The organism is Neobacillus paridis (assembly GCF_016765675.1).
Taxonomy (GTDB): Bacteria; Bacillota; Bacilli; order Bacillales; family Cytobacillaceae; genus Neobacillus; species Neobacillus paridis.
Window position 1 is genome coordinate 1 of sequence record NZ_JAESWB010000317.1, and the last position, 654, is coordinate 654.

General features: G+C 54.4%; 1 protein-coding gene. It reads left to right on the forward strand.

Annotated features, from left to right (window positions below; genetic code table 11):
• Positions 1 to 320: 320 nt before the first annotated feature.
• A partial coding sequence (locus tag JK635_RS29045) for a rhodanese-like domain-containing protein (RefSeq protein ID WP_202655542.1) occupies positions 321 to 654 on the forward strand: 334 nt, incomplete at its 3' end.

Here is a 654-nt window from a genome sequence, read left to right on the forward strand (position 1 = left end):
CGCCGGTTGGGACGATTGCCTGGGATGCGACCGAACTCAGGCCGGAATGATAGCAGATTCCATGCCACCGAATTGATCAAAGCCAATGGAATGGTTACAGGCTAATCTGGTTGGTTTACAAGGTGAAAGACGGGAAATTAAACGCACGTTGTTCGAACACTTTTTGAGCAGTGCACCACGGTTAAGCATTCATTCGATCTTGAGCACTATTTTGGTGCTATTGCCATGAACACGGACGACGTATCGCATCATTTTGGTGCGAAGCATCAGAGTTATTTTGTCGGCGCTATAATGCGCGGTTTTCAATCCTGGAGCACAAAATGACAACTGCCGACGCCATTCTTACCCTGGCGCGCGCACGCGCGGCATTGGGACAACTGCCCTACGCCGGCGCGGTCACGCCGCAGGAAGCCTACGAACTTCTTCAGTCTTCTTCGGAGGCAAAATTGATCGACGTTCGCACCAATGCTGAGCGAGACTGGGTGGGCAAGGTGACGCTTCCCGCGGAAAAGCAGGCTGCGGTGCAATGGAATCTTTACCCAGGCGCCAACCCGAATCCTGAATTCAGCAAAGAGTTGGCGCAGCAGGCTGGCAAGGACGACATTCTTCTGTTCCTCTGCCGTTCCGGGGTGCGCTCGCGCCACGCGGCCAAGC